Consider the following 22832-nt stretch of genomic DNA (forward strand, 5'->3'; position numbering starts at 1 on the left):
ATCGTCACACGGAAGCAGATGCCTTCCATGTGACGATTTTTCAATAGATCAATCAAATAGATGTTTCAAATCCCCATAGCCTTCTTTTTCAAGATCATCTTTTGGGATAAACTTCAAAGCAGCTGAGTTAATACAATACCGAAGACCATTTGGTCCTGGTCCATCAGGAAAGACATGCCCTAGATGAGAATCAGCTGTCTTGCTGCGCACCTCTGTCCGCACCATCCCATGGCTCTTATCCACCTTTTCTGCCACTTCCTCATCTTCAAGCGGCTTTGTGAAACTCGGCCAACCGCAATGGGCATCAAACTTATCTAAAGAAGAAAAAAGCGGCTTACCTGAAATGATATCTACATAAATGCCTTCTTCTTTGTGATCCCAGAATTCATTTTGAAATGGCGGCTCAGTGCCATTATTTTGCGTGACTTCGTACTGTATTCGGTTTAATTCTTTCAGACGCTTTTCTTTTTCGTTTGTCATGATTTATCACTCCAATGGGACTCAATAAAACCCGCTCTGCCAGAACCGACATGATATCGTTCGTAGTGCATTTTGTTCTTTTTATAATAATGCTGATGATATTCCTCTGCGGGATAAAAAGGACCAGCATCTAAAATTTCTGTCACAATTGGCTTTTGGAAGATGCCGCTTTGGTTCAGCTTCTCTTTCGATGCCTCTGCAAGCTTTCTCTGCTCGTCATGATGAACATAAATACCAGTGCGGTAGGACTCTCCTCGATCACCAAATTGCCCGCCATCATCTGTTGGGTCTATTTGCTGCCAATACAGTTCTAATAGCTTTTCATACGGGAAAACGTCTGGATCAAACGTGATTTGTACTGCTTCTCTATGTCCCGTTGTATTTGTACATACTTCCTCATAGGTCGGATTCACTGTATGTCCGCCAGTATACCCTGATTCAACTTTGATAATGCCCGGCTGTTCATCAAAAGGTTTAACCATACACCAGAAGCAGCCTCCTGCAAATGTGGCTAATTCTTGTTTTTCAGACATATTAGTGCCCCCTTCATTTAAAAAATGGTATCATCATATTATAACATGATGAAAAATAATGAAAATGATACGACTTGTATACCTAAAATAAAAGAAAACATTCTGTCGTATCTTAAAATATAATGGGGGTTTAATGATTGGAACAAAGAAAACAAATGATGTATGAAATGGATTCTTTACTGAGAACCGTATTTAAGCAGATCCGTTATGAGATTAACAGCCTGCTCGAAAACGAATTATCTCGGAATGAATTTCTCATTTTAAATCTGCTCCGAGAGCAAGGTGCAAAAAAAGTAACGGAATTTGCGTCCATTCTAGGGGTGTCGGCTAGCCATATTACAGCTGTGACCGACACACTCGTAGAAAAGGGATGGATCACCCGTATCCGTTCTAAAGAGGATCGCCGCATCATCAAAATCCACTTAACCGATAAGGGTAAGGAAATTACTGAGCATTTTGAGAAAAAGAAAACAGAATACTTTATGGAGCGATTTGAGTCATTCGACGACGAAGAACTGAAAACAATGATCAAATTATTTAAAAAGCTAGATAAAAGTCAAAAGGATTAAGCATAGATTTTAGCGCTCTGGACATGCTACGGATAAAAAGAGGTGGAATGAACCATGACAAGCCCTTATCTTTGTCCAAACTGTAAAACAAACAGAACGCGCTTTAATCTGATTGAGCAGCTTTCAGAACCTGTGAAGCTTGACCCTGCGACCGGAGCAGTTGTCGAAAGATACGAAGGAGAGCAGCTTTCACCTTTTCACATGAGCTATCAGGGTCCTCAAATAAAAGTACAGTGCGGCGTTTGTGGTTTAATTGAGGATGAAAAAACGTTCATTAAGCTAGCTGAATATCATCAATATTCTTCTCCTTCTTAACATGCGGGCCTGACGGAAAACGTCAGGCTTTTTTCTATGCTTCTTTTGCCTATACAGATCGCCTTTTTCATGCATACGCTACAAAAAAAGAAAGTAGGGATTGATGACATGCAGCAGCTCTTTTATCATGACTTTCCATACCGTCCATTCGCTGCGGGCTTAGAGCACCCTCAAAGTAGCCCTTCATCCAAAGCCTTTATTCGGCTCTTTCACGCTGCACCAGATCTCAGTGAGCTCGCTGTATATGTGAATCGGAATCAGGTCTTGAAAAAAATGCCTTACAGTCATTTGACAGCTTATATGGAGTGGGATGAGGGAATTTATGAGATAGAAGTGTTCAAGCTGGCTACAAAAGAAAGAGTTCTTCATTCTCGCATGATGATTAAACGTAACGAGATTTACACCCTATGTATCACAGGTGCTCATGCAGGATTTGCGCTGCTGACAGAGCGGCAAGACCCTCTGATTCAACACGAGGACCTGTCTGCCCTTACATTTGTCCATCTGTCTCCAGACCTTCCTTCAATTGATATATATGAACGTGATCAAGGGGTGTTATCCAAGGAGCTTCATTATGTAAACAGCACTCACATTCATCATTTCTCCCCGAATAAATATCATTTTGAATTGAAAGCAGCCGGCATTCAAAGTGTACTGCTTGATATACCAAAAGTTCATCTGCAAGCAAATCGCGCATATCTCATTCTGCTTCATGGATTTGCTAACGGAGAGCCAGAGCTTATGGCGAAGGTGGTCTTGTCTCAGCAAATATAAAAAAGAGCCTTTTCCATAGAGGAAAGGCTCTTTACGAGACATCTTCAGCTTTTTCTTGCTTTTGAAAATCAAAAGCAAGAATCATGATACCTAGAAATAATGCACAATAGGCAATATTTAAGTAAAACTGATCGATATTTTCTGCTCTTAAATCAGTGGCAGCTGTCATGCCAAAGTACGCAGCAAATAAAAACGACAGTAAACTAAAATATTGATAGACTCGCTTCATGGTTTCACTCCTGACTCACTTTCTATTGCTTTGGATGATAATATGAGAACTCAATTTCATCGTTCTCTAGATCAATTTTGTTCGCTTTCACATACATATCATTCGTCAGTGGCATTTCTGAAAGGCGCACTTCAACCGTTTTTTGATCCGGTTTCACATGAACGAATTCTGGCAGTTCATAGAACTGGCCCATGTAGCTTAAAACAAAACTAATCGGAATGCTTAATTGTCCAATTGAAAGGCCATCCACTTTCAAAAGCACATCACCGTTATCTTCGACAGTTGGCGTAAATGAGACGTTTGCATCAATAGTCGAAGAGAAAGCTTTAATGGCGCCTGTTACTTTCACATCTTGATCGATCGCCACATGAAAGTCTGGCATATCACTTGACCCTTGATTTTTCAAGTAATCATTGATAAAGCTGGTGAGTGATTCCTTTGAGCTAGATATATTAAAAGAATACTCGCTTTTCAATTCTTTAGTTGAAGCGGATTGACCGCCTGGCAGCATCATCAAAATACCGCAGGCAAGAACAATCAATAGATTGATTGCAAGTAAAATAAAAAATAAGCTTTTCCACTTTTTCATACGTTCACCCTATTCCTTCGGCAGTCCTTCTTTTTTCACTTTGGAGAATAAACGATTTGCCATAAGAGAGTACCCCTTTTGGTTTGGGTGGAAATCATCTTCTGCCAGTAATTTTTCATCAGAATCTTCCTCAAATAAATCTGCTACATTAATCATATCAGCGTTGCCGTCTTTTTTCAGTTCTTTTTTGGCGGCGGCATTCCAGTCTTTGACGACTTCATCAATGTCTTTCAGCTCAGTGAGACTGAACTTAAAGGGATTATACATGCTTACATACATGATCTTCGCGTGGTCATTATGTTCTCTCAGTTGAGCAAGAATGGTTTTAAAGCGCTCCTCAAATGGACCCTGCTCTTTTTGAAAAGGAGCAAAAGTCAAATTGAGCACATTTTGACGGACGACATGCATTAAGTCATTTCCGCCAATCGTAAAGAAAATATAGTCAGCGTCTTTTAGTCCGTCTTGCACCTTTTTCTCTTTTAATCTTTTTAATAAATCTACCGTTCTGCTGCCTTTAATGGCATAGTTTTTTAATGTGACAGATTGCACGCCGTCCACCGCTTCTAACTTGTCACGGGTCATGCCTGCGTATCCTTTTTTATGTTGATCTCCGACTCCTTCTGTTAAGGAATCTCCAACCGCTGCGATGGTAATATGTTCTTTTACGTCTTGTGTGTCTTCTAGTTTATCCTTTATGCCAGCCTCTTGCGCGGTACATGCAGAAAGAACAAAAGCTAGAGACATCACAATCAAAATCAAACGAGCCTTCAAACGATGATGTCCCTCCTTTTTCTGATTAAAAAAGTGTATCATGTTTTTGCTCATTTGAACATCTTTATGCTAGCTTCGGATCAGCGTTTTGATGTCCTTGATGATGTCATCATAAGGTGTATTTTGTACGCCATCATAATTTTTCATTACTTTCCCTTCTTGATCAACTAGGAAAAACAGTGACTGATGAATCACTTGGTCTTCATCTTCAGGTTTCTTCACAATGGTTTTAAAGCTTTTCATTGCGAATTTTTCGATCGCAGGCTGTGAATAGCCAGTGAGGAAATCCCAATTTTTAAAGGACAATGGATATGCTTTTGCAAATTCTTTTAGCTTTTTCGGTGAGTCTACCTCCGGGTCCACGCTAAAGGAAATGATATGCGCATCCAATTTTTCTTCTTTTAACCGTTTTTGCAGCTCTGTCATATGAGCAGTCATCGGCGGACAGATCGTTTCACAGCTTGTGAAAATAAAATCTGCAACCCATACTTTCCCCTTCAAATCATCCAATGACACCTTTTGACCATCCTGATTTTCATACTCAAACGGCTGTATTTGATAATTTAACGCATCTTTGATTTGTCCATTTGAACATGAGACTAAAAGAAGCACGCTTATGATAATAAGCGCACCAAGTGAGGCTCCCCTTTTTTTAAGCATGGTACGTCCATCCCCTTTTTCAATCAATCGGTATAAAAAGTAAAGCCTATTGCGCCTTTTCCAGTGTGACACGAAATAATCGGTGTTGTGTAGGCAATATCAACAAGTGCTTCAGGTGTGTGATCAAGCAGCGCTGCTTTGAGCTTTTCAGCGAGTTCTAATGCATCTGCATGCGCTATCCCAACGGCTTGAACTGTTTTTCCTTTCACCGCCTGTACATACTGTTTGGTCAAATAGCGGACAAGAGCAGTATAACTTCTCACATTCGCTTCCGGCGTATATACCCCGTCCGTTAAGCTGGCAATTGGTTTGATGTGAAGAAGTGAGCCTATCAGCGCCTTTCCTCTTCCAATTCTTCCGCCTTTCACGAGATTTTCTAATGTATCGATTGTGACAAATAGCTTTGTTTTAAGGCGGATTTTTTCCATTTCTTTAATGATGTCTTCACGGCTCGCACCATTTTTTGCAAGTTCTGCTGCTTTGGTGACTTGAAACCCTAATCCATAGGAAATAAAATTTGAATCAATCACCGTGATGTTTCCGTCTACCATTCTCGAAGCGCTTTCAGCAGTTTGAACAGTACCACTCATCCCACCCGTTAAATGGATACTAATGACTTCGCTTCCATCTGCCGTCAGCTTTTCATATAATTCGACGAATTGACCGATCGCAGGTTGAGACGTTTTCGGCAAATCCTCAGCGGCCTCCATTTTTTCAATAAATTCATCTGGCTGTATATTCACTCGGTCAATATAATCAACCCCAGAAATGGAGATATTGAGCGGAATCACGTGAATGGAAAGATCATTGATTTTTTCTTCTGGAATGTCCACAGTTGAATCTGTGACAATTTTAATTTGTTTCACTATCGTCTCATCCTTGCTGTCTTAGTCTTTACTTATGATATTACCTTATTTCGTGCATACTTGAAAACAACTGTCATGACGTTTTTAAAATTGTCACATTTTCTTCTTTTTATGAAAAAAATCTTTGCCAAGCTGAGCAGCTGTCATTTCAAAACGACCGCTCACTCCACTTGACAAAGATTTCTATTTACGCATTGTGTTTCAGTGTAGGCTCCTGATAGATCTGCTCATATGTGCTCCACTTGACGTTACGTTTCACATCCTCTCTGAAAGAGTATACAGCTCTCTTTCCTTTAGATACATAGACTTTTTTCAAGAAAGCTTCAAGTCTAAAAGTGAGCATGAAACCATACGTCTCATCTCCCTTTAGTACAGGGACTTCTGTTACCTTGATCTGAGCTCCATCCATCCGTCTAAAACATATTGTTTTGAGCAGCACAAACGATCAATCCTCTTTTCCAATGTTCTGTTACGCCTAAATAAATAGGTGGAATAAATCTTGATCTTTATTCACTTCAACATAATGGAATCCTTTTTTATTCATCCGTTCAATCAGCGCCGCATAGTCATCTCTTTCTTGCAATTCGATGCCAACAAGCGCGGGGCCTTTGCTTCGGTTATTCTTTTTCGTATATTCAAAGCGTGAGATATCATCATTTGGCCCTAATACTTCATCTAAAAATTCCCGAAGCGCTCCTGCTCTTTGCGGAAAATTGACAATGAAATAATGCTGAAGCCCTTCATAGATCATCGACCGTTCTTTGATTTCCTGCATTCTGCCAATATCATTATTTCCTCCACTGACAATACAGACAACATTTTTCCCTTTAATCTCCTCGCGATGGGCATCCAGCGCTGCGATCGGCAGTGCGCCTGCCGGCTCTGCTACAATCGCGCATTGATTATACAGCTCTAAAATGGTTGTACATACTTTTCCTTCAGGTACAAGACTGATTTTATCGACAACGGACTGAAGCGACGTAAACGTCTTTTCGCCAATCCGCTGAACCGCTGCTCCGTCTACAAACTTATCAATTGAATCAAGTGTCACAACCTTGCCCTTTTCATGGGAAGCATGGAGTGAAGCTGCGCCAAGCGGTTCGACTGCAATGATTTCGGTTTCTGGGGCGATATTTTTGATATATGTACCAACTCCAGATAACAGACCTCCACCTCCAACACTTGCAAATAAAAAGTGAGGCTCCACTTCGATATCATTTAATATTTCTACAGCAGTCGTTCCTTGTCCTGCCATCACATCCAAATCATCAAACGGATGGATAAACTCGCGCTTCTCTTCATCTCCGCATTTTACTGCTTCATGATATGAATCATCAAACGTATCTCCGGTTAAGATAATTTCAACATATTCTTTTCCGAAAAGCTCGACTTGAGATACTTTTTGCCTTGGTGTCGTGGCAGGCATAAAGATTTTCCCGTGGATCCCTAAATATTTACAAGAATAGGCAACACCCTGCGCGTGGTTTCCTGCACTTGCACAGACTATGCCGTTTTCTAATTTATCTTTTGGAAGCTGGCTCATTTTATTAAAAGCGCCTCTTAATTTAAAGGAACGAACTACTTGAAGATCCTCTCTTTTTAAGTAGACATTACATTCATATCGTTCAGAAAGTCGCTCATTTTTTTGAAGAGGTGTATGAATCACTACATCCTTCAAATTTTGATGGGCCTTTAAAATGTCTTTCACTTGAATTAGCGTGTTTTCTTTGAGCAACGGTTTCATGTACAAGATCCTTTCTCTTTAACCTTATTTAATTTGTCATTATAACATGAATATTCAAAAAATAAACCAATAGATCATGGATCAAGCATAAATTTCATAAACTTTTTCGTTTTTCTGTACATTTGGTTTTATTGGGTGTTACAATTGAACCAATTAGAACCACAAAGAAAGGAATCACCCAATGACCACACATTCGTTTACGTCTATATATGGAGAGCATCAAGAAATTAAGCGTGCCATTCATCTGGCAAAGCAATTCACAAAACACGAGCAGCCGGTCTTGATAACAGGAGAAATTGGCACAGGCAAAACACTATTTGCCCAGGAAATTGCAAATACAGCTGCTCCAAACGCTTCACTGACACATCTATATTGCCCCATCTTAGATGAAGAGATCTTGCAGAAAGCCTTCACAGAAAAGACCCGTCAAATTCTTTATTTAGACGAAATCGCCGCATTAAATATTCCTATGCAGCATCAGGTCATTCGTTTTCTAGAAACATCTCCTGCAACAAAAGTTATTGCCACTTCGTCTTTATCAATAGAGGCATTGAGGGTTTCATCTACCTTTTTACCTGAGCTGTTTTATCGTTTAAATGTTTTTCATTTGCCCCTGCCGTCATTAGCAGATCGAAAAACAGACATTCCTGTGTTAACAACTTCTTTCTTTCAGGAGCTGAACATGGCGCCTGATATTGATCAAAGTGTTTGGGAAACCTTGCAGGAGTATCCGTTTGAAGGAAACGTACAGGAACTCAAAAATATCGTTCATTATGCTGCAATCATTCTCGAGGGGCAAACGGTATTTTTACACCACCTGCCGCCTTTTGTGTTAACACCTCTTACGCCGGACGTAAAAGGAAAAAAGGAAGAACACCAGCTCACACTAATGGAAAAACAAGAGTTTGTTTTCCTGCTGGAAGCCATTAAATCTCTCAATGAGAAAGGTGAAGCAGCCAGCAGACGCATCTTGTCTGAATTAAGCAAACAAGGCGACATTCCGCTGACTCCTCAGCAGGTGAGAAGCCGATTAGATGATCTTGAGAAAAAAGCATACGTGACGAAAGGAAAAGGCAGGGCCGGCACGAAGATTACACTTGAAGGTCTTTCATTCCTGAAGTCACTTGATGGTTATATACCGGTTCAATAAAAGGAGGACATCCATTGTTTACTGTAAAAGAAGAAATTGCAAACGCCATTACACATGGCATTGGCGTTATTTTATCCATACCAGCCATTGTTTTTCTCGTGTTATTCGCTGTTCAATACGGCACTGTCACAGAGATCATCAGCTTTTCGATATTTGGCGCATCCATGCTGCTGCTCTATTTAAGCTCGACCTTGCTTCATAGCATTCGGCACAAAAAAACAAAAGATGTATTTGAAATCCTCGACCACTCGGCTATTTATGTATTGATTGCTGGTACTTATACGCCCTTTTTACTAGGACCATTAAAAGGCGCACTAGGCTATACGCTTCTTGCGATTGTATGGGCTCTTGCTGCTGGCGGGATTGTCTTTAAAATCTTTTTCGTCAAACGGTTTATCATTGTGTCCACGCTCGTTTATTTATTAATGGGCTGGATGATTATCATTGCCATCAAACCACTTTACATTGGGTTAACGGGCGCAGGATTTGGCCTCTTACTGTTAGGCGGTCTATTGTATTCAGTCGGAACCATCTTTTATATTTGGCGGAAAATCCCCTATCATCATGCCATTTGGCACAGCTTTGTACTCGGCGGCAGTGCATCGATGTTCTTCTGCATTCTCTTCTATTGTGTGAACATTCCTGCTGCATGAAAAAAACCAGCATCCAATTTCGGATGCTGGTTTTTCTATGCGCGCTTTTCGGCGTAATCACTCATCATGACAGGTGCTTTAATATGAATATCAACATTAACAGGGCGCAGCCTTTTGACGATTTTCCCAGTTAATAGACGATCCGTTCCACTTGTTTCAATCGGTACAAGCGGACAATCACAACCTTCAGCAAGTGCCTCTGCCATGTGACGCTGTGCTTCTAAAAGCAATACGCTCTGCCCCGATAAGATTCTTTCCTTTGCTTCTTCTAATAAGGCAGCTTCAGATTGATTCTGATGAATAACCGCCATCTTCTTCAGCCATTGTTTTAAAATGGGATATCGTAAAAGATTCGGCTTTGCCATGAAAGCAAATGGCTTCTCAAGGTGACCAATCAATAATGTCGTCGTGACTGGATTCAGTGCTTGTGTGATATAAATAACGGGTCCATCTGGCAGCTTCTTTTGCTGGTGAATGGTCATGACTGATCCTGACTGATCAATACATCCCCGGGCAAACCTTTTTGCATGCTCATGAATGAGATGCATTCGTTTCGTATAGGAAATGCGTGGATCAGTTAATTCGTGAGCATGCAAATACCTCATACTTTTAAAAAAGGATACAACAACATAAATCGTTAAAAACCAATAACGAAACAACCGTACTCCTCCTACTCATTTATCCTTTTTTGTCATATACGACAAATTCATAATTGTAGGGGTTCTTTTCGTCACGATGGCCTTTTTCGTGTGATACAACCGTCCATTCGTTTTCATTGTAATCAGGAAAGTAGCGGTCTCCTTCAAACGCATGGTGAATATGCGTGATATATAGACGATCCGCATATGGCATCATTTCTTCATACAGCTTAGACCCGCCGATGATAAATAACTCTGTCTCGCTTTCCCCAATTGCCAAAATATCGTCAATGGAATGGACAACCTCGCATCCTTCTGCTTCAAAAGAAGAACTTGTTGTCAAAACGATATTTCGGCGGTTAGGCAGCGCTCGTCCAATTGATTCAAACGTTTTTCTGCCCATGACAATCGTATGGCCGCCAGTGATCTTCTTAAAATACGCTAAATCAGCTGGTAAATGCCAAGGCATTTGATTATCTTGACCAATGACTCTGTCTTTTCCTGTCGCCACAATCATCGAAATCATACACTGACTTCTCCTTTGATATGCGGGTGCGGGTCATAGTTCTCAAGTACAAAATCATCGAACGTGAAATCAAAAATGCTCTTCACATCTCTTGTGATGCGAAGCTGCGGAAGCATGCGTTCCTCGCGCTCTAGCTGCAATTTCACCTGCGGAAGATGATTCTGATAAATATGAGCATCTCCTAGCGTATGAATAAACTCCCCTGGCTCAAGATTTGTAACTTTGGCAACCATCATCGTGAGAAGGGCATATGAAGCAATATTAAATGGCACGCCTAAAAAGATATCTGCCGATCTTTGATAAAGCTGGCAGGAAAGCTTTCCGTTTGATACGTAAAATTGAAACAAACAGTGACATGGAGGCAGCGCCATTTGATCAATTTCACCCGGGTTCCAAGCGCTGACGATCAGTCTTCTTGAATTCGGATTATGCTCAATATCGTGGATCAGCTTTGTGATCTGATCCACAGTCTCACCGTCTCCGCTAGCCCAAGATCGCCACTGCGCCCCGTACACACGGCCCAGTTCGCCATTTTCATCTGCCCATTCGTTCCAAATACGGACACCATTTTCCTGAAGATATTTGACATTTGTATCACCTTTTAAAAACCACAGTAACTCATGAATAATTGATTTCAGGTGCAATTTCTTTGTTGTTAAAAGAGGAAATCCTTCCTGCAAATCAAATCTCATCTGGTAACCGAACGTGCTGATTGTGCCTGTTCCCGTTCTGTCACCTTTTTCATCCCCGTGCTGTAATACATGACGGCATAACTCTTTGTATTGTTTCATTTTTTTCATCCTTTATTTATGTTCTTGTTGTAGTTTACCTTATTTCTGCTTTTGTTTAAACCAAAAAAACATGCCTGCATGATGAGCAGACATGTTTTTCTTTTTATACTTGATTCACTCGATCCTGCTCTTCGTCCTTAATATCTTGGTGTGAATGAGCAATACGGCTAGCTGCTGCTGCGGCAAGCGCGGCGACAAGGTCATCAAGGAAGGTATGCACTTCACCTGGACGACCTTCATCTAATTCCCTGATAATACCAAATTTCTCTTTATCTAAATAACCGAAGTTGGTCAAACCGATTGATCCATATACATTGACAATGGAAAGCGGAATAATCTCATCAATTCCATATAGCGGCTCATCTGTTTCAACTAAGTGCTGCAAAGGTTCTGGCAATAGCTTTTTTTCTGCCAACTGATCGAGGGCAAGTCCTGTTAAAACAGCATGGACAATTTCCCTTTTATTCAACACTTTTTCAACATTTTCAATACAGACACTAAGTGGAAGGTTTGGATGATATTTTTCTTGAAGCTTTAGCACAATGTGTGCAATATCTTCAATTTTCACTCCGCGTTCGTTTAACATTCGTTTTGTAATCTGCACCATTTCGTTCATTGTATACTTTTTCAATTGGCATGACATCTCCTTCTAGTGGCTCATCCAGCTCGGCGGGGTGTTTTTGTCCCAGTAAATATTACCGAGTTCATGATGCGTCTGGAATCCATCTTCTGCTGTATGGTAGTGAAAGTTAAACCAATATCCGCTGTGTGGAGGCTGATCTCTTCTCACATGAAAACGGAGCAAATCTTCTCCAGTCTTCCGGTTGTAGATGTGGAAGATTTTTTCGCCATTTCCGCTTGAAGGCTGATCAGTTAACACAACATCTTGAAATTTTTCGTCATCTTTGAAATTTGTTAAAACATCGGTTAACACTTGTTCTATTTTCGGTTGAATCTCTTCTCTGTACTCGTCTTCAATGACAGGTGTGATTTTACGGCCGAATTTGAGAAAGGATTGATTTTCTGCACTTGATAGAACCTCTTCCTTATATTGCTCAAAGGGGTCTACCTGCTCTTTGTTGTCCTCTTGCGATAGTTCCCAGCTGCGCAATTCATCTGATGTATCATAAACCGCTGTATAAGGCGTTTTATCAGATGAAGAAAGTTCAGATGGCTTGTCTGTCATCAAAGCCGATGGAGGAGAGATCAAACCAAAAGTTGCAATGGTAAAGAGCGCAACAAGCGTTTTTCTCATCCACATCTTCATGATATCTAATTCCTTCCATAAGTTATCATACTGCTATTCTAGCATATAATGAATTTTCAGTCATTCAATTTGGTCACTGATTTGAGACTTTCTTTTTCATAATAAAACGTTTACAATGACAGTAATGACGACTAAAATTTGGGAGGAATGGGTATGCTTGAAGGGTTTTTCATCACAGCTTCCTTGCTGACATTGTTTTATTTTGTCTATATGGAGATTACAGATTAAAAGCCCTTAGTGAGGGCTTTCAGATTGTTGACAAAGGGCTAAAATGATCTAGGTTTTAGCCCTTTGTCTTCTATTCAGCGTGATAAAGTATCTTTGAAGTCTAGGAAGGACGAGTACTGGCGCGGAGCGAATTAGACATTCGTGAGCACCAGCGCGCAGGACTGACACCGAATGCAAGGGTTTGTCTACACGCTGTAAAAGCCCTTAGTGAGGGCTTTTTTCTTTCTCTATATACCCATAATGAAATTGGGCTGTTTTTCGTTTGATGACGTGAAATTGATAGGATTCCGCTGTAAATCGTGTACTTTTCCAATGATCTTTTAAAACCACTCTTTTTCTCGCCACCCTTAACGCCTCTTGCACGGCTATTTCGTGATCAAAGTGGTGCTCTGCCGCATGACGCAGCGGCGCTATACTTGTAGATTCTTGAATCGCTTCCTCAAACATCGGATCAAAATAGACGATATCAAATGAATGGTCAGGACACTTCTTTAGCTGCTCGATACTGTCTCCACTGATGACAGAGATCCGTTTCATCGCTTCATCTGCTTCTTCTATCCCTGTCTCCCATGTGTTCAGTCCTTCTCGCACTAGTAACGCCGTAATGGGATTCTTTTCAATACCGATGACCCTTCCATTCCTGCCTATCGCACAGCTTGCAGTAATAGCATCTGACCCTAAGCCAAGTGTGCAATCTAAAAAGGAATCTCCCGGCTTTAGCTGTGCTGCTTCGATTAAAGGATCCTTTTCTCCGCGCAAGAGCCGTTTCACCCTGAACATCGCTGAGCTTGGATGAAAGAAGAACTTTTCACCATTTGGCTGATACCATTCGAATCTTTCTTTCCCGACAACAAGGACATCTCCTCGTTTCATCGCAAGCTGCTTGACGGATTGTTTTCGTCTTTCTACATACTCACCATGTAAATCCTTTGCAAGAGCCTTCGCTGTTTCAATCGTTTGTTCATTTGCTCTAAAGCTTGTTGTAATGAGCATATCGTTCCTCCATCATGATCAAGAAAAAATGCCCTGATCTGATCACAGGGCATTTCAACACTTGTATTAGCAATGTTTTTCGAATGCAGTTAAGACATTTTTCATGATATCTTCCATTTCATGACCTTCAATTTCGTCACGCGGGATAAAATGAACGAGTTCATTTCCTTTTAAAAGGGCCATAGAAGGAGATGATGGCTCTTCACCTGTGAAATATTCTCTCATTTTTGCTGTTGCTTCCCGATCCTGCCCAGCAAATACTGTGACGATTCTGTCTGGAGCTTTTTCTGCCTTCATCACAGCTTGAGTGGCTGCTGGGCGTGCTAATCCGGCAGCACATCCGCATACTGAATTAATGACAACAAAAGTTGTTCCTTCGGCTTCTTGCATCGTTTGTTCTACTTCTTCTTCCGTTGTTAGTTCTTGAAATCCTGCACTTGTCAGCTCTTGGCGCATTGGCACAACGAGCTGGCGCATATATTCTTCATATGCCATTGACATAAAAAAGCCCCCTCTAAAAATCCTTATGTTGTGAATAAAGGATACTATAGAGAGAGCCAATTTTCAAATGATCCATATCAGATTAAATTTTCATGATTCCACCTGTATTGGCTGATGTCACAAGTTTTGAATATCTAGCAAGATAGCCAGTTTTCACTTTTGGCTCAAAGCCTTTCCAGTTTGCTTTTCTTTTTTCCCATTCTTCCTCTGGAACATCGACGCTTAAAATGCGCTGCTCAATATCGACCACGACATGATCACCATTTTCAACAAAGGCAATTGGGCCGCCCTCAGCTGCCTCTGGAGAGACGTGTCCAATGGACAAACCACGAGAAGCGCCGGAAAAACGTCCGTCAGTAATTAAAGCAACCTTTGGCCCAAGTCCCATGCCGACAATTTGTGAAGTAGGTGCAAGCATTTCTGGCATACCAGGTCCGCCTTTAGGTCCTTCATAGCGAATAATGACAACATGTCCTGCTTCTACTTTTCTATTAATGATGCCTTCAAGAGCTTCTTCTTGGGATTCAAATACGATCGCAGGTCCCTCGTGACGTGTGATCCCATCTTGTACCCCGCCCGTTTTAATGATGGCTCCATCTGGCGCAAGGTTTCCAAATAAAACGGCTAAGCCGCCCTTTTCAGTAAATGGCTTATCGATTGGATAAATGACGTTATAGTCTTTCACCTCATGTCCTGCAATGTTCTCACCAAGCGTTTTCGCTGTGACGGTCATTGTATCTAAATGAAGTGCGCCTTCTTTCTTGGACAATTCATTTAGCGCAGCTGTGACGCCGCCTGCTTCATGTAAATCCTCAATATAAACATCCGAAGCTGGAGCAAGTTTTGATAAATGAGGCACACGCTCTGCTACTTCATTGATACGTTCAAGTGAATATTCAACACCTGCTTCGTTTGCGATCGCCAGTGTGTGAAGAACGGTATTGGTTGAACCACCAAGTGCCATATCTAATGCAAATGCGTTATCAATTGCTTTTTTAGTCACAATATCACGTGGTTTAATATCCTTTTTAATGAGCTCCATCAGTTGTTTTGCTGACTTTTTCGCAAATTCTCTTCGCTCTGGTGAAGTCGCTAAAATCGTTCCATTTCCAGGAAGAGCAATTCCAAGCGCCTCTGCTAAACAGTTCATTGAGTTTGCTGTAAACATACCTGAACAAGATCCGCAGGTTGGACATCCAAACTGTTCTAATTCATTTAATTCCTCTTCGTTAATTTTACCTGACTGATATGCACCGACGCCTTCAAATACAGAAGAAAGAGAAATCTTTCTGCCATCACTTGTTCTACCCGCTTCCATCGGTCCACCGCTGACAAAGACAGTCGGAATATTGACACGCATCGCTGCCATCATCATCCCTGGTGTGATTTTATCGCAGTTAGGAATACAAACCATTCCATCAAACCAGTGAGCAGATACAACGGTTTCTATAGAGTCAGCAATGATTTCACGGCTTGGTAATGAATATCTCATCCCGATATGACCCATCGCAATTCCATCATCGACCCCAATCGTATTGAATTCAAATGGGACCCCGCCAGCTTCACGAATGGCTTCTTTCACAATCTTCCCAAATTCCTGAAGATGGACATGTCCTGGGACAATATCAATATAGGAATTACATACAGCAATAAATGGCTTGCCGAAGTCCTCATCCTTTACCCCCGCCGCTCTTAGTAAGCTTCGGTGAGGTGCTCTGTCAATTCCTTGTTTAATCATATTACTGCGTAGTTCTGCCATCTGTTTAAAAAGCCTCCTATACTACAAGTCTTGTTGACTGTATGATTTTGAGTTGATTTTATTTTACAAATTTTCTGTTTATTTAGCCACCAATGAATGACTGATGACCAACATGTCTGCTGAAGCTAGTGCTCAGCAAGGTTCGTGTCATAAAATCTGACCTCCAATATTCTATATTGGTACTACTATATAGAGTTTTTTCATATATTTCAACAATATTCAAAATAATTTTTCTAAAAAAATTTTTCTGACTATCACTTTAAGAAAAACAAGCTGCCTTTCATTGGCAGCTTGCTCATATGCCTCTTCACTCTGATGCATTTTTTCTGCTTTCTGTCATTTGCTTCCACACAGAGCCTTTCGCTTCTTCTCCGAGCTCAATGCGTTCAATCGCCATTTTCACTTGAAGGCTGACTTCAAATTCAGGGTCTTGCTCAGCTTCTTTTAATGCGTCAAGTGCCGTTTCGTCACCTTCTTCATAAAGGAACATAGCTGCACGCCAGCGGACAAGTTTACTCGGATCCTTTAATGCTTCGATCATTGCTTCTATAGCGCTCGGGTCACCAAGGTCTGAAATACAGTCTCCAGCGGTTCTGCGGACCGTCACTGTTTTGTCTTTAAGCCCCTTATATAAAATAGGCAGGATGGCAGGATCTTCAATCATTCCAGCATTCACAACGGCTTGTCTGCGAATGGATGTTTTTGGGTCCTCTATCGCTTTCATTAAAACAGGTATATCCTTTTGCTTTGGCTGCATTTGCTCTAAATGGGCAAAACGCTTTTTCCAATCTTCCTCGCGTAGCATATCTTCTGTAACATCATATGCCTTTCGGTTCACCTGTCTATCTACAGCTTCTTGCCCTTCTTTGACTGCCTCTGTTAAGCTGGCTAAACGCTCATCATCATAGGCCGCTTGCAGCTCTTCTGTGACTTCCTGACCGATATCAGCAAAGTCACCAAAACGAACGCCATGTTCCTTCCACACACGTTCAAATACAACATTGTCTGAACTGCTTCTGAGCTTTAAAATGGCTGCTTGAAAGCGTTCAGGCATTCCGAACCGCTCTTCTCTTTCACCGTCTGTTAATTTGACTTGCATCGGAATCCCATTAAACATTTGGACAAACACTTTGACTTCGCCAAATGTATCACCGCCTGACTGTGATCCTTCCTGAAGGCCTTCTGTTTCTTGACCAAAGGCTTCTCTCACCTTCTGTAAAATGCCCTGCCAGTCAAACTTTGCATTACGCTCGACCGCTAAGAAATCTGCGACATGATAAACACCTTTTACACCTTCAATGTTTAAAATGCGCTTGATCATTTCTGGCGCTTCGTCTTTTTGATCCTTTTTGTAGTTGTTGCTTTTACCGCCGGCAAGTGCTTCGGTCAAAATGACCTTCATGGTATTCGGACTTGGCGTCGGCTCTATCGCTGTTATTTTCATCTATACATCCTCCTTACACACATAAAGACCCTACTCATCTGTAAGGCCGCATTCTTCTTTCCACGTCTTGATAAATAAACTCATCAATTCATGCCGCTCCTCAGCAAGCTGCTTTCCTGCAGAGGTGTTCATCAAGTCTTTTAATTTGAGCAATTTTTCTTCCATATGCTTTAGCACAGAGCCCTGCTGCGTGTCCTTTGTATAGTGGGGCTCCCCTTTTGCGCCTGCATAAGTAAACACCCTTGCAATACCGCTTGCTCCTATCGCATCTAGCCTATCTGCGTCTTGAACAACGGCCCCTTCTAACGTTATTGGCCTATTCTGCTTATGTCGATGACGAAAAGACATCGTTGTAATGATGTCCATGATATAACGAATATCCCGCGTATTAACTTCCCAAGAAAGGAGCTCAATCTCAAGCTGCTTTGGTGAAAGCTTCCATTCACTCGACAGCTTTTCATCAATGACATCATGAACAATCGCTGCCATTTCGATCATAAAAAGAGAGCCGCCTTCCTGATTAGCAATATGGCGGGCAAGCTGCCGCACACGAGCAATATGAGCCGCATCGTGTCCAGTCGGTTCATCTTTCAGCTGATCTGAAACAAAGGAGGCGGCTGCCTCCAATTGTTTTTTCTGCATGACTGTGAGCATCTTATTTGTCCAAAAGAGCGATGATGGAGCTTTCTAATTCTTTTGGTGGTGTTTTCGGAGAGAATCGTTCAGTGACTTCTCCGTTTTGATCCACAATAAACTTTGTGAAATTCCATTTCACTGTTTTCGTCCCAAGTACACCTTTTGCATGACTTGTTAAATGTTTGAAAAGCGGATGCGCATTGTCACCATTAACATCTACTTTCGCAAACATCGGGAAAGTCACTCCATAATTCAAAGAACAGAATTCCTGAATCGCTTCTTCCCCTTCTGGCTCTTGGTTCATAAATTGGTTGCACGGAAATCCTAAAATTTCAAGGCCCTTTTCATGATATTGATCATATAGCTCTTGCAGTTGTTTGAATTGAGGAGTCAGTCCACATTTGCTTGCTGTGTTGACAATAATGAGTACTTTTCCTTTGTAATCTGCCATTGATTTTTCCTGACCGTTAATGGTCTTGACCTGAATATCATAAATTGACATCTCATAGCCTCCTAGGATTCACTTTTTCCTATCGTAACATGCTTCTTTTAGAAAATCGCTTTTTATGCTTCCTGTTAAAAGAGTCCTGTCACACTGCCGTCTTCTAATAAATCCATCTCGAGCGCCGCAGGCTTTTTAGGTAATCCAGGCATTGTCAGAATGCTGCCAGTTAAAGCCACAATAAAGCCCGCTCCTACAGATGGTTTTAACTCGCGAATCGTAATGGTAAAGCCTCTAGGTCTCCCAATTAAAGCTGGATCATCCGAAAGTGAATATTGCGTTTTTGCCATACAAACCGGTAAATGACCCCAGCCGTTTTCCTCGATGGCTGCCAGCTGCTTTCTTGCTTTTGAAGTGAGTGTGACCCCGTCTGCTCCGTAAACCACTTGGGCAACTTTAGATAATTTTTCTTCGATGGAATCATGTTCTTCATACAAATAGGAAAAGCTGTTCTTCTTCTCTTCAATAATTATCGCGAGTTCCTCGGCAAGTGCTGTCCCGCCTTCGCCTCCTTCTTCCCATACATTCACAGCTTTGACTGGATGGCCATGTGCGTGGCACCAATCTTCTATCGCTTGAATCTCTTCTTTTGTATCAGTGATAAACCTGTTTACTGCAACGATGTATGGAAGACCGAAGGCTTGCACGGTTTCAATATGCTTTTCTAAATTATGTATACCTTTTAATACGGCTTGTGCACTCTCTTCTTTGAGTTCAGTTTTCTTCATTCCGCCATGCATCTTTAATGCTCTGACAGTCGCCACAATGACAACTGCACCAGGCTTGAAATCACCAGCTCTTGTTTTAATGTGCAGGAACTTTTCTGCACCAAGATCTGCTCCAAATCCAGCTTCTGTTACCACATAATCGGCTAATTTCGCCGCCATTTTGGTTGCAATTAAACTATTACATCCATGCGCAATATTGGCAAAAGGACCGCCATGAACGAGGGCCGGAGTTCCTTCAATCGTTTGTACAAGATTCGGTTTGAGCGCGTCTTTTAAAAGTAACGTAAGAACACCCTCATATCCAAGTGCTCCAACTGTGACAGGCTCACCATCTTGATTATAGGCAACAACAATAGAAGAAAGACGTTTTTTTAAGTCGGTTAAGTCTTCTGCTAAACAAAGGATGGCCATCATTTCGGAGGCAACTGTGATGTCAAATCCGTCTTCTCTAGGATACCCATTTACCTGTCCGCCAAGTCCGACAACGACCTGCCTTAATGCACGATCGTTTAAATCAAGCACTCGCTTCCACACAATGCGGCGCGAGTCGATGCCAAGATCATTTCCGTGATGGATATGGTTATCAATGAACGCAGATAAGGCATTATGTGCAGAAGTAATGGCATGAAAATCTCCTGTAAAATGAAGATTGATTTCTTCCATTGGCAGCACCTGTGAATATCCTCCACCTGCTGCACCGCCTTTTATACCCATTGTAGGACCTAATGAAGGCTCTCGCATCGCAATGATTGCTTTTTTTCCTATTTTTTCGAAGGCTTGACCGAGACCGACTGTTACGGTGGACTTCCCTTCACCTGCTGGCGTTGGATTGATTGAAGTGACAAGGATCACATGTCCTTCTTTTTGTTCTTTTAAACGGTCAAAAATAGTCAAAGATATTTTCGCTTTTGTGAAACCATAGCATTCTAATTCTTCGTCATGTATTTGCAGCTTTGCTGCGATGTCTTGAATAGGTCTCAGCTTTGCCTTTTGGGCGATGTCAATATCTGATAAATGCTTTGTAATCATAAATAAACAGCCTCCTTTTTTTCCAGAAACAGCTTTGTTTTTTGCTCTGTTTTTCATTGTAACATAATTGAAACATTGAAATATCGCCAGAAAGTTCCTATAATGAAGTGAAATTAGCTTTGGTTCAGGGGGTGGCGAGTTGCCTATTAACATACCAGTTCATCTGCCGGCAAAAAAAATACTAGAGAGCGAAAACATTTTCGTCATGGATGAGACAAGGGCATTCAAGCAAGATATCCGTCCTTTGAATATCGTGATCTTAAATTTAATGCCAAAAAAAATACAAACTGAAACGCAGCTGCTTAGAATGCTCGGAAATTCTCCTTTGCAAGTGTACTTTACGTTTTTGATTCCAAGTACGCATACACCGAAGAATACGTCGAGAGAGCATCTAGATGAATTTTATACGACCTTTGAATCGATTCGCCATAAGAAATTTGATGGAATGATCATCACCGGCGCACCAATTGAGCATTTAGCTTTTGAAGAAGTGTCCTATTGGAAAGAGCTGCAGGACATCTTGGACTGGAGTAAAACCAATGTGACGTCTACCCTTCATATTTGCTGGGGTGCACAGGCAGGCCTATATCACCATTATGGCATTGAAAAAATCAAGCTTCCCGAGAAAAAATTTGGCGTATTTGAGCATCTTGTGAAAGAGAAAAAAGAAAGATTAGTCAGAGGTTTCGATGAAGTATACTATGTCCCACATTCGAGGCATACAGATATTAATACAGAACAATTAAAAAACACACCGAATTTGAAAGTATTGAGTATCTCTGAAGAAGCGGGTGTTTGTTTAATTGTTTCAGATGATGATAAACAAGTATTTTTAACTGGACATCCTGAATATGATACAGACACATTGAAGCAGGAATATGAAAGAGATTTGTTGAAGCATGATACAGTCCAAAAACCTGTCCACTATTTTATAGAAGATGGTGACACATTAGTCCCAGTGAATCGCTGGAAAGCTCATGCCACTTTACTGTTTATGAATTGGCTCAATTATTATGTTTATCAAGAAACACCATACGTTTGGGAATAAAATAGACTGTGGTCTGATGATAAATGGTCAAAATGTGTTAAAATACAAATGGCTCTGTCTTCCATTATCAATTTAGTCTCGTTGTTTTTTAAAATTAGTTTAATTCTTTCGTAACGAATGATATGCTCTGGCTGTTTATATGTTATCTTTATGTATATGTAGACCTATGAGATTAATAGTTTTCGTACGAAGTTTTGTTGTTGTTGATTACATTTGAGGTGAATATTCTTGAATACCAATAAAAAAATATTAATCTTGACCGCAAATTATGGAAATGGGCATATGCAGGTGGCTAAAACACTGTATGATGAATGCAAATCCCAAGGGTTTGAGCATGTTGTAGTTTCTAATTTGTATCAAGAATCAAATCCCATTGTGTCGGAAGTGACTCAATATTTATACTTGAAGAGCTTTTCCATTGGGAAACAATTTTATCGCTTGTTTTATTACGGTGTAGATAAAATTTACAATAAACGCAAATTTAACATTTATTTAAAAATGGGAAATAAGCGTCTTGATGAACTCATTCAATTACACAATCCAGATATGATTATTATTACATTCCCGATGATTGTTGTTCCAGAATACCGGAACAAAACAGGCAAAGTCATCCCGACATTTAATGTCATGACAGATTTCTGTCTGCATAAGATTTGGGTACATGAAAACATCGACCGGTACTATGTTGCAACCGATTATGTGAAACAAAAATTAGTGGAAATCGGCACACATCCAAGCGATGTCAAAGTGACAGGCATTCCTATTAGACCACAATTTGAAGCAGACGTGCCAAAATCGAAGATTTATAAAAAATATGGATTATCATCAAACAAAAAAGTCCTTCTGATTATGGCCGGTGCTCATGGTGTACTGAAAAATGTTAAGGAATTATGTGAAGCATTGCTTCTAGACAGTGAAGTACAAATTGTTGTTGTATGCGGAAAGAACGAAGCGCTGAAACAATCACTTAGCGATCTTGAACAAGCACATCCAGATCAATTGAAGGCGCTTGGATATGTGGAACAAATTGATGAATTGTTCAGAGTAACAGATTGTATGATCACAAAACCAGGCGGCATTACTTTAACAGAAGCAACAGCAATCGGTGTCCCGGTCATTCTTTACAAGCCTGTCCCTGGACAAGAAAAGGAAAATGCTCATTTCTTTGAAGATTATGGTGCGGCCATCGTCATCAACAGACATGAAGACATTTTAGAATCTGTGACCAACTTGCTGCAAGATGATGAAAAGTTAGAAACCATGAAACAAAACATTAAAAAATTGCACTTAAAGCATTCTTCTCAAACCATTTTGGAAGATATCGTTGAGCAATCAGATCTCATCACGAATAACAAAACGTATGCTCGTGCATTATCATAAAAAGGTGTCCGTCATTGACGGACACCTTT

28 protein-coding genes are annotated in these 22832 nt (G+C 40.8%); 7 read left to right on the forward strand and 21 right to left on the reverse strand.

The window, feature by feature from the left end; all coding sequences use genetic code 11:
* Nucleotides 1-48: 48 nt before the first annotated feature.
* Both msrB and msrA read right to left on the reverse strand, forming a co-directional pair.
* Nucleotides 49-480, reverse strand: a complete 432-nt coding sequence (gene msrB / locus C6W21_RS05290; protein WP_106049602.1) for a peptide-methionine (R)-S-oxide reductase MsrB — start codon at nt 478-480, stop codon at nt 49-51.
* On the reverse strand, nt 477-1013 hold the full coding sequence (gene msrA, locus C6W21_RS05295; protein ID WP_106049603.1) for a peptide-methionine (S)-S-oxide reductase MsrA: 537 nt from the start codon (nt 1011-1013) through the stop codon (nt 477-479). Before msrA ends, msrB begins: the two co-directional genes overlap by 4 nt.
* Nucleotides 1014-1150: 137 nt before the next feature.
* Between msrA and C6W21_RS05300 the strand changes: the two genes are divergently transcribed.
* The 3 genes from C6W21_RS05300 (at nt 1151) to C6W21_RS05310 (ending at nt 2671) form a co-directional block, all read left to right on the forward strand.
* Nucleotides 1151-1582, forward strand: coding sequence for a MarR family transcriptional regulator (locus C6W21_RS05300; RefSeq protein ID WP_034660968.1), 432 nt, complete (start codon nt 1151-1153; stop codon nt 1580-1582).
* Nucleotides 1583-1636: 54 nt separating this feature from the next.
* Nucleotides 1637-1897, forward strand: a complete 261-nt coding sequence (locus C6W21_RS05305; RefSeq protein ID WP_012010293.1) for a hypothetical protein — start codon at nt 1637-1639, stop codon at nt 1895-1897.
* Nucleotides 1898-1966: 69 nt separating this feature from the next.
* Entirely contained in the window at nt 1967-2671 is a 705-nt protein-coding gene (locus tag C6W21_RS05310) for a DUF4397 domain-containing protein (protein ID WP_223249523.1), read from the forward strand.
* Nucleotides 2672-2702: 31 nt separating this feature from the next.
* Here C6W21_RS05310 and ypmT read toward each other — a convergent pair whose 3' ends face one another.
* The 7 genes from ypmT to ilvA form a co-directional block, all read right to left on the reverse strand.
* Complete coding sequence (ypmT, locus tag C6W21_RS05315) at nt 2703-2900, reverse strand: protein YpmT (protein ID WP_044141182.1); 198 nt, start codon at nt 2898-2900, stop codon at nt 2703-2705.
* Between the two features lie 22 nt (nt 2901-2922).
* Nucleotides 2923-3489, reverse strand: coding sequence for a YpmS family protein (locus C6W21_RS05320; RefSeq protein WP_034660973.1), 567 nt, complete (start codon nt 3487-3489; stop codon nt 2923-2925).
* Nucleotides 3490-3498: 9 nt separating this feature from the next.
* Complete coding sequence (locus C6W21_RS05325) at nt 3499-4260, reverse strand: SGNH/GDSL hydrolase family protein (RefSeq protein WP_223249524.1); 762 nt, start codon at nt 4258-4260, stop codon at nt 3499-3501.
* Nucleotides 4261-4329: 69 nt separating this feature from the next.
* A complete protein-coding gene (locus C6W21_RS05330; protein ID WP_106049605.1) occupies nt 4330-4920 on the reverse strand; it encodes an SCO family protein in 591 nt (196 codons plus the stop codon).
* Between the two features lie 23 nt (nt 4921-4943).
* Nucleotides 4944-5786 (reverse strand): DegV family protein, encoded by an 843-nt coding sequence (locus C6W21_RS05335; protein WP_106049606.1) that lies wholly within the window; start codon nt 5784-5786, stop codon nt 4944-4946.
* A 187-nt stretch (nt 5787-5973) separates the two neighbouring features.
* On the reverse strand, nt 5974-6225 hold the full coding sequence (locus tag C6W21_RS05340) for a YpmP family protein (RefSeq protein ID WP_034660976.1): 252 nt from the start codon (nt 6223-6225) through the stop codon (nt 5974-5976).
* A gap of 36 nt (nt 6226-6261) precedes the next feature.
* Complete coding sequence (gene ilvA / locus C6W21_RS05345; RefSeq protein ID WP_106050210.1) at nt 6262-7530, reverse strand: threonine ammonia-lyase IlvA; 1269 nt, start codon at nt 7528-7530, stop codon at nt 6262-6264.
* Nucleotides 7531-7711: 181 nt separating this feature from the next.
* Here ilvA and C6W21_RS05350 point away from each other — a divergent pair, with 181 nt between their 5' ends.
* Nucleotides 7712-8680: a sigma 54-interacting transcriptional regulator gene (locus C6W21_RS05350; protein ID WP_106055991.1), complete on the forward strand. Its 969-nt coding sequence runs from the start codon at nt 7712-7714 to the stop codon at nt 8678-8680.
* Between the two features lie 14 nt (nt 8681-8694).
* Nucleotides 8695-9333, forward strand: a complete 639-nt coding sequence (trhA, locus tag C6W21_RS05355; protein ID WP_034660979.1) for a PAQR family membrane homeostasis protein TrhA — start codon at nt 8695-8697, stop codon at nt 9331-9333.
* Between the two features lie 35 nt (nt 9334-9368).
* Here the strand turns inward: trhA and C6W21_RS05360 are convergent, their stop codons facing one another.
* From C6W21_RS05360 to C6W21_RS05415, 12 genes are all read right to left on the reverse strand, one after another.
* Nucleotides 9369-9992: a lysophospholipid acyltransferase family protein gene (locus C6W21_RS05360; RefSeq protein WP_106055992.1), complete on the reverse strand. Its 624-nt coding sequence runs from the start codon at nt 9990-9992 to the stop codon at nt 9369-9371.
* Nucleotides 9993-10011: 19 nt separating this feature from the next.
* Complete coding sequence (gene folA, locus C6W21_RS05365; protein WP_106055993.1) at nt 10012-10497, reverse strand: type 3 dihydrofolate reductase; 486 nt, start codon at nt 10495-10497, stop codon at nt 10012-10014.
* On the reverse strand, nt 10494-11288 hold the full coding sequence (locus C6W21_RS05370; protein ID WP_106055994.1) for a thymidylate synthase: 795 nt from the start codon (nt 11286-11288) through the stop codon (nt 10494-10496). Before C6W21_RS05370 ends, folA begins: the two co-directional genes overlap by 4 nt.
* A gap of 103 nt (nt 11289-11391) precedes the next feature.
* Entirely contained in the window at nt 11392-11919 is a 528-nt protein-coding gene (locus C6W21_RS05375) for a phosphatidylglycerophosphatase A family protein (RefSeq protein WP_044141171.1), read from the reverse strand.
* Nucleotides 11920-11937: 18 nt separating this feature from the next.
* A complete protein-coding gene (locus tag C6W21_RS05380) occupies nt 11938-12555 on the reverse strand; it encodes a YpjP family protein (RefSeq protein WP_060596585.1) in 618 nt (205 codons plus the stop codon).
* Between the two features lie 432 nt (nt 12556-12987).
* The gene (locus C6W21_RS05385; RefSeq protein ID WP_106049611.1) at nt 12988-13776 is read right to left on the reverse strand and encodes a class I SAM-dependent methyltransferase; all 789 of its coding nucleotides are present in this window, start codon (nt 13774-13776) and stop codon (nt 12988-12990) included.
* 66 nt (nt 13777-13842) lie between these two features.
* Complete coding sequence (locus C6W21_RS05390; protein WP_106049612.1) at nt 13843-14277, reverse strand: BrxA/BrxB family bacilliredoxin; 435 nt, start codon at nt 14275-14277, stop codon at nt 13843-13845.
* A gap of 82 nt (nt 14278-14359) precedes the next feature.
* Nucleotides 14360-16036: a dihydroxy-acid dehydratase gene (ilvD, locus tag C6W21_RS05395; protein ID WP_106049613.1), complete on the reverse strand. Its 1677-nt coding sequence runs from the start codon at nt 16034-16036 to the stop codon at nt 14360-14362.
* A gap of 307 nt (nt 16037-16343) precedes the next feature.
* Nucleotides 16344-17480, reverse strand: coding sequence for a conserved virulence factor C family protein (locus tag C6W21_RS05400; RefSeq protein WP_106055995.1), 1137 nt, complete (start codon nt 17478-17480; stop codon nt 16344-16346).
* Nucleotides 17481-17510: 30 nt separating this feature from the next.
* Complete coding sequence (locus C6W21_RS05405) at nt 17511-18122, reverse strand: HD domain-containing protein (RefSeq protein WP_411266012.1); 612 nt, start codon at nt 18120-18122, stop codon at nt 17511-17513.
* A gap of 13 nt (nt 18123-18135) precedes the next feature.
* Nucleotides 18136-18618, reverse strand: a complete 483-nt coding sequence (locus C6W21_RS05410) for a glutathione peroxidase (protein ID WP_034319091.1) — start codon at nt 18616-18618, stop codon at nt 18136-18138.
* Between the two features lie 74 nt (nt 18619-18692).
* The gene (locus C6W21_RS05415) at nt 18693-20375 is read right to left on the reverse strand and encodes a formate--tetrahydrofolate ligase (protein ID WP_106055997.1); all 1683 of its coding nucleotides are present in this window, start codon (nt 20373-20375) and stop codon (nt 18693-18695) included.
* A 139-nt stretch (nt 20376-20514) separates the two neighbouring features.
* Here C6W21_RS05415 and metA point away from each other — a divergent pair, with 139 nt between their 5' ends.
* Together metA and C6W21_RS05425 are read left to right on the forward strand one after the other, a co-directional pair.
* Nucleotides 20515-21423 carry a homoserine O-acetyltransferase MetA gene (gene metA, locus C6W21_RS05420; RefSeq protein WP_106049617.1) on the forward strand — a complete coding sequence of 303 codons (909 nt, stop codon included), beginning with the start codon at nt 20515-20517 and terminating at the stop codon, nt 21421-21423.
* Between the two features lie 228 nt (nt 21424-21651).
* The gene (locus C6W21_RS05425; RefSeq protein WP_106049618.1) at nt 21652-22803 is read left to right on the forward strand and encodes a diglucosyl diacylglycerol synthase; all 1152 of its coding nucleotides are present in this window, start codon (nt 21652-21654) and stop codon (nt 22801-22803) included.
* The last annotated feature ends 29 nt before the right edge of the window (nt 22804-22832 follow it).

The sequence above is a fragment of the Bacillus sp. NMCN1 genome (assembly GCF_002998085.1).
Taxonomy (GTDB): Bacteria; Bacillota; Bacilli; order Bacillales; family Bacillaceae; genus Bacillus.

Coding starts and splice junctions, on each gene's coding strand:
- msrB (WP_106049602.1), bottom strand. CDS start 480: ATGACAAACGAAAAAGAAAAGCGTCTGAAAGAATTAAACCGAATACAG.
- msrA (WP_106049603.1), bottom strand. CDS start 1,013: ATGTCTGAAAAACAAGAATTAGCCACATTTGCAGGAGGCTGCTTCTGG.
- C6W21_RS05305 (WP_012010293.1), top strand. CDS start 1,637: ATGACAAGCCCTTATCTTTGTCCAAACTGTAAAACAAACAGAACGCGC.
- C6W21_RS05310 (WP_223249523.1), top strand. CDS start 1,967: ATGCATACGCTACAAAAAAAGAAAGTAGGGATTGATGACATGCAGCAG.
- ypmT (WP_044141182.1), bottom strand. CDS start 2,900: ATGAAGCGAGTCTATCAATATTTTAGTTTACTGTCGTTTTTATTTGCT.
- C6W21_RS05320 (WP_034660973.1), bottom strand. CDS start 3,489: ATGAAAAAGTGGAAAAGCTTATTTTTTATTTTACTTGCAATCAATCTA.
- C6W21_RS05330 (WP_106049605.1), bottom strand. CDS start 4,920: ATGCTTAAAAAAAGGGGAGCCTCACTTGGTGCGCTTATTATCATAAGC.
- ilvA (WP_106050210.1), bottom strand. CDS start 7,530: ATGAAACCGTTGCTCAAAGAAAACACGCTAATTCAAGTGAAAGACATT.
- C6W21_RS05350 (WP_106055991.1), top strand. CDS start 7,712: ATGACCACACATTCGTTTACGTCTATATATGGAGAGCATCAAGAAATT.
- folA (WP_106055993.1), bottom strand. CDS start 10,497: ATGATTTCGATGATTGTGGCGACAGGAAAAGACAGAGTCATTGGTCAA.
- C6W21_RS05370 (WP_106055994.1), bottom strand. CDS start 11,288: ATGAAACAATACAAAGAGTTATGCCGTCATGTATTACAGCACGGGGAT.
- C6W21_RS05380 (WP_060596585.1), bottom strand. CDS start 12,555: ATGAAGATGTGGATGAGAAAAACGCTTGTTGCGCTCTTTACCATTGCA.
- C6W21_RS05385 (WP_106049611.1), bottom strand. CDS start 13,776: ATGCTCATTACAACAAGCTTTAGAGCAAATGAACAAACGATTGAAACA.
- C6W21_RS05390 (WP_106049612.1), bottom strand. CDS start 14,277: ATGTCAATGGCATATGAAGAATATATGCGCCAGCTCGTTGTGCCAATG.
- ilvD (WP_106049613.1), bottom strand. CDS start 16,036: ATGGCAGAACTACGCAGTAATATGATTAAACAAGGAATTGACAGAGCA.
- C6W21_RS05400 (WP_106055995.1), bottom strand. CDS start 17,480: ATGAAAATAACAGCGATAGAGCCGACGCCAAGTCCGAATACCATGAAG.
- C6W21_RS05405 (WP_411266012.1), bottom strand. CDS start 18,122: ATGCAGAAAAAACAATTGGAGGCAGCCGCCTCCTTTGTTTCAGATCAG.
- C6W21_RS05410 (WP_034319091.1), bottom strand. CDS start 18,618: ATGTCAATTTATGATATTCAGGTCAAGACCATTAACGGTCAGGAAAAA.
- C6W21_RS05415 (WP_106055997.1), bottom strand. CDS start 20,375: ATGATTACAAAGCATTTATCAGATATTGACATCGCCCAAAAGGCAAAG.